Annotated in this window: 6 protein-coding genes; 5 read left to right on the forward strand and 1 reads right to left on the reverse strand. The window is 37.4% G+C overall.

Going from position 1 to position 4,924, the window contains the following annotated elements:
• Positions 1–56: 56 nt before the first annotated feature.
• The 5 genes from HMPREF0549_RS07895 (at position 57) to HMPREF0549_RS07915 (ending at position 3,951) form a co-directional block, all read left to right on the forward strand.
• On the forward strand, positions 57–1,256 hold the full coding sequence (locus HMPREF0549_RS07895; protein WP_003717758.1) for an acetate/propionate family kinase: 1,200 nt from the start codon (positions 57–59) through the stop codon (positions 1,254–1,256).
• 81 nt (positions 1,257–1,337) lie between these two features.
• Complete coding sequence (locus HMPREF0549_RS07900; RefSeq protein ID WP_003717759.1) at positions 1,338–1,949, forward strand: metallophosphoesterase; 612 nt, start codon at positions 1,338–1,340, stop codon at positions 1,947–1,949.
• 58 nt (positions 1,950–2,007) lie between these two features.
• Positions 2,008–2,559, forward strand: a complete 552-nt coding sequence (locus HMPREF0549_RS07905) for a YutD family protein (protein WP_040531696.1) — start codon at positions 2,008–2,010, stop codon at positions 2,557–2,559.
• Positions 2,549–3,325: a TIGR01457 family HAD-type hydrolase gene (locus HMPREF0549_RS07910; protein WP_003717761.1), complete on the forward strand. Its 777-nt coding sequence runs from the start codon at positions 2,549–2,551 to the stop codon at positions 3,323–3,325. The genes HMPREF0549_RS07905 and HMPREF0549_RS07910 overlap by 11 nt, the downstream gene beginning before the upstream one ends.
• The gene (locus HMPREF0549_RS07915) at positions 3,325–3,951 is read left to right on the forward strand and encodes a TIGR01906 family membrane protein (RefSeq protein ID WP_003717762.1); all 627 of its coding nucleotides are present in this window, start codon (positions 3,325–3,327) and stop codon (positions 3,949–3,951) included. Before HMPREF0549_RS07910 ends, HMPREF0549_RS07915 begins: the two co-directional genes overlap by 1 nt.
• Here HMPREF0549_RS07915 and HMPREF0549_RS07920 read toward each other — a convergent pair.
• Positions 3,925–4,566 carry a VTT domain-containing protein gene (locus HMPREF0549_RS07920; RefSeq protein ID WP_040531744.1) on the reverse strand — a complete coding sequence of 214 codons (642 nt, stop codon included), beginning with the start codon at positions 4,564–4,566 and terminating at the stop codon, positions 3,925–3,927. The genes HMPREF0549_RS07915 and HMPREF0549_RS07920 overlap by 27 nt on opposite strands.
• Between the last annotated feature and the right edge of the window lie 358 nt (positions 4,567–4,924).

Below are 4,924 nucleotides of genomic sequence, written 5' to 3' on the forward strand. Positions count from 1 at the left end.
AGGAAATTAATGATTGGGTTGCAACAAATATTAAAAAATAAAGGGGACGTTATCATATGTCAAAGACAATTGCAGTTAATGCCGGAAGTTCAACACTAAAGTTTAAGTTATTTGATATGCCAAGTGAAGAAGTTGTTGCTGAAGGAACAATTGAACGAATTGGCGAAAAGATGGGCCATGCTAAAATTAAGTATGGTGATGGTCAAAAACATGAAGAAGAACGGGCATTTGCCGATCACGGTACCGCCGTTAAGTACCTGCTGGATCAATTAATCAGTCTCAAGATTGTTAAGAGCTATGATGAGATTACTGCTGTTGGTCACCGGGTTGTTGCTGGTGGTGAATACTTCAAGGATTCTGCAGTAATTACTGATGATGTAATTGAGAAAATTGATAGTTTAGCTGAGTATGCTCCATTACATGATCCTGCTGAATTAGTAGGGATTAAAGAATTCCGCAAGGTACTGCCAAATGCATTTGCGGTTGCCGTATTTGATACTTCATTCCACGTAAACATGCCAAAGAAGAATGCTCTTTACAGTGTTCCTTATGAATGGTATGAAAAGTATGGTGCCCGGAAATATGGTGCTCACGGTACTAGTCACCGTTATGTTGCCGGACGGGCTGCTGAAATGCTCGGCAAGCCGCTTGAAGATCTGAAGTTGATCACAATGCATATTGGTGCAGGTGCTTCAATTACTGCCGTTAAGGATGGTAAGTCTTACGATACTTCAATGGGCTTTTCACCATTGGCTGGGATTACAATGGCAACTCGTTCAGGGGATGTAGATCCTTCCTTGGTTGAATTTATGCAAGAAAAGTTAGGCAAGACTGCACCAGAAATGATTGATATTTTGAATCATGAATCTGGAATTAAGGGAATTTCTGGTATTTCCCCAGATATGCGTGATATTCTTGCTGCAGCTGACAAGGGTGATAAGCGTGCCCAATTGACCATTGATATTTATGTAAACCGAATTGTTCGTTATGTTGGTGCCTACATTGCAGAAATGGGCGGAGCAGATGCAATTGTCTTCACTGCCGGTGTTGGTGAAAATAGTGTTCCAATTCGGAAGATGGTTACCGATAAGCTTGCATACTTCGGAATTAAGATTGATCAGGAAAAGAATAATTGCCATGGTGTTGAACGGGATCTTTCAACACCGGATGCTAAGATTAAGACGTTATTAATTCCAACTAACGAAGAATTAATGATTGTTCGTGATATTGAACGCTTGAAGAAGCAAAGCAAGTAATTTATTATAAAAACCGATAGTTGGGAGAGTGTTTTTGTCCCAGCTATCGGTTTATTTTTATTTAAATAAGGGGTGAAGAGAATGCAATTTGTTACGGCTGATACTCACTTCTTAGATGAGCATTTATTAGGAATTGATAATTTCGCGCCACGGCCCTTTCTGACGGTTGATCAAATGGATCAAACGATTATTAAGAATTGGAACGAACGGGTTAGTGAGAATGATACCGTTTATCATCTTGGCGATATTGCAGTTTATTTTGCTAAGCCTCAGGCAAAAGCGTATGAAAAGATTTTTCAAATTCTTGACTCGTTAAATGGTCATTTAGTTTTAATCAAAGGAAATCACGATAGTAGGGGATTGTTTAAATACCTAGCTAAAAATAATTATTCTTTTAGTGGAAAACCAAAGTTTACTTTTCATGATGTTGGCGTATTGCTGAAATACGATCATCGTCAATACTATTTAACCCATTACCCACTAATGTTGGGAATAGCACCGCAAATTATTAACCTTCATGGTCATATTCATCATTATGCAGTTCCGGCGAAGGAAAACATTAATGTCGGAATTGACTCACCTGAATTTGATTATTTATTGCCGGAAAAGGTACCATTTGGTGCACCCCTTAGCTTTGATCAAATTGAAAAAATGATTAATGGTAAGACGGATGACTTTGCAAAGCGACGTTAAGAACGTGGTATTATGGTAATTAGTAATTTTAAATTTAGAATAAAGCGAGGTGAAAAGTTTGAATCGCGCAAAAATTCAAGAGTATATCGATCAACGTGAAGAACAACGGATTGATTTATATCATTATGAGGAGCAATCAGGGAATGATTTTCTCCTTAATGGTCATCAATATAAATTATTAAAGAATTATCGTGAAGGATTCGATGGTAAACAATTAGCCAACCGATTTAGTAATATCCTAAATAAGTATGACTACATTGTTGGCGATTGGGGTTACGATCAGTTACGCTTGAAGGGATTTTATGATCCGGATAATCCACTGTTTCGGCCTGATCAGGGGGTTGAGACGATTGAAGATTACCTATACGAAGATTGTAATTTTGGTTGCCCATATTTTATCGTTCGAAACTGTGATGTTCGTCTGCCTAAACGACGTAATCGCCGACGCCGAAGAGAACATTCTCCAGCAATTAGGGAGCGACGGCGGAAACTCAGCCAGCCAGAGCCACGAAAGCGACGTCACCAATCAGCAAAACGGGTTAAAGTCGGTAATCACCAACAAAAATTTGTTATCCATCAACGGGTAAAGAGGAATCAAAATGAAAAATAATTATCAGGGGTATTTTATCGATCTTGATGGGACAATGTATAAGGGAACTAAGAGGATCCCAGCTGCGGCAAGGTTCATTCGTCGCCTTCAAGATGCAGGTAAGCAGATACTGTTTGTAACAAATAATAGTACAAGGTCACCAGAGTTTGTTGCTGATAACTTAACTACTAATCACGATATTCACGTGAACAGCGATAATGTTTATACGACAGCGCTCGCAACAGCTGATTATTTAGATCAAATCGCCGGGGATAAGCGCCGGGTTTACGTAGTTGGTGAAAGTGGTCTACGAAATGCGCTTATTAGTCGTCATTTTACTATTACAGATATGTCACCAGACTATGTGGTTGTAGGCTTAGACTCAAAAGTAACTTATGACAAGTTGGCAACTGCCGTTTTATTAATTCGGGCAGGAGCAACATTTATCGGAACTAACTCAGATAGTAATTTGCCAAATCAGCGAGGGATGGTTCCTGGGGCAGGTTCTTTAGTGAAATTAGTAGAATATGCTACTCAGAAGCGACCAATCATGATTGGCAAGCCAGAAAAAATTATAATGGCGATGGCACTAAAGAAAAGCGGCCTTAACAAAGAACAAGTTGTGATGGTCGGAGATAACTACAATACGGATATTAAAGCGGCAATTAATTTTGGTATTGATAGTTTATTAGTATATTCAGGCCTATCTACAAAATTAGAAGTCAGTAAGGAAGCCATTCAACCAACTCATCAAGTTGATAGTTTAGATGATTGGCAGGTTGAGTAATGAAAATAGAAATCAAGAGCATCCTGGAAGTATTAGTATACTTTGTAGCAGCGGCTTCTATTGCAGTGATTATTACGACAAACGTCTCGATTATTTTCTTGCATCCATTTGCCGTTGATGGGATAAGCTGGGGAGAAATTATGAGTGATTATCGGCGCTTACTAATTTATCTCCAGTCCCCAATAGCTAATCAGTTAACTTTTCGCTATTTACCAATTAGTAGCAATGCAAGCGAACATTTTTCAATGGTACGGTGCTTCTTGATAATTAATGAAGGGGTATGTCTTACCAGTTGGGGAATAGTTATTAGCAAAATCAAACATGAAAAAAAGCGAAGCCAGCTAATAATGTTGGTTTCGCTTATTGATTATCTATGTCTTGGATTGTTAATAATTAGTGGGTTAACAGCAATTGACTTTGAAAGAACGTTTATTTTGTTCCATTACTTGTTATTTAGTGATAACAAGTGGATTTTTAATTCGCAGACTGACCCAATTATTATGGGGATGCCACCGACGTTCTTTTTGAAACTATTTGGCATTTGGTTAATAATTACAATTGCGATTCTTGGATATTTGCGGTTTTATAATCGGCAAAAATTATTTAGCGGTAAATTTAGATCTTAGGTAGCTGACCACTGCAGGTATTAGTGTAACAACAATGATGGCAATGATAATTACCGAGAAGTGTTCCTGGACGAATGGTAGATTACCAAAGAAATAACCGGCTGCACAGCAAATAGTTACCCATGAAAGACAGCCAATAATGCTGTAACGAATAAATTTCCGGTAAGGGAATCCAGAACCAGCCGCTGCAAATGGAGCAAATGTTCTAATAATTGGCATGTAGCGAGCAAGAATGATTGCTGGAGCTCCGTGCTTTTTAAAGAATTGTTCAGCCTTTGTAAGACTATCTTTATCAATCAACTTTCCGAATAATGAATGATTAGATAGTCCCTTACCGATTCGGTGACCAATATAGAAGTTTATTGAATCACCGAGAAGACAAGCAGCAAGGAAGACAAGGACAAATATCCAAATATTAAGATGATATTGTGCGTTAGCAGCTAAAGCGCTTGCCGCAAATAGTAGTGAGTCACCAGGTAGAAATGGCAGAATCACTGCACCAGTTTCGATAAAGATGATCGCAAAGAGAATAAGGTAAGTAGAATCACCAAAGTTATTTACAATCTGAATAAGGTGAGTATCAATATGTAAAACAAAATCAATTAATGTTGAAATCATTGACTAGCTCCTTTTAAAAATTCACAATACTTAGTAAGTTTATCAACCGTTGTTAACTTTGTGAAGTGCAATTTAAAGGCTTTGTTAAAGCTTAATAATGATTGAGGAAAGATTGCTAAATGTTTTTTAGAATTTCTATTGACATAGTATCAAGAACAAGGTATAGTAATTAACGTTGTCTGCGAGACAATGATTTCTATCAAATGTTGATTGAAATTAGTTGTTGACTTAAGCAAGATGACATGATATATTATAAAAGCTGCTTGTTAAAAAAGTTGTTAACATCTAGTTAAAATTAGTTGTTGACATCTTACACAGCATTTGATATAATGAATTTGCTAGTCAGCACTTATTA

Source organism: Limosilactobacillus vaginalis DSM 5837 = ATCC 49540 (genome assembly GCF_000159435.1).
In the GTDB taxonomy this organism is placed as follows: domain Bacteria; phylum Bacillota; class Bacilli; order Lactobacillales; family Lactobacillaceae; genus Limosilactobacillus; species Limosilactobacillus vaginalis.

Excerpts from the sequence above, each read along its gene's own strand:
- HMPREF0549_RS07895 (WP_003717758.1), top strand. The coding sequence starts at position 57 with ATGTCAAAGACAATTGCAGTTAATGCCGGAAGTTCAACACTAAAGTTT.
- HMPREF0549_RS07900 (WP_003717759.1), top strand. The coding sequence starts at position 1,338 with ATGCAATTTGTTACGGCTGATACTCACTTCTTAGATGAGCATTTATTA.
- HMPREF0549_RS07910 (WP_003717761.1), top strand. The coding sequence starts at position 2,549 with ATGAAAAATAATTATCAGGGGTATTTTATCGATCTTGATGGGACAATG.
- HMPREF0549_RS07915 (WP_003717762.1), top strand. The coding sequence starts at position 3,325 with ATGAAAATAGAAATCAAGAGCATCCTGGAAGTATTAGTATACTTTGTA.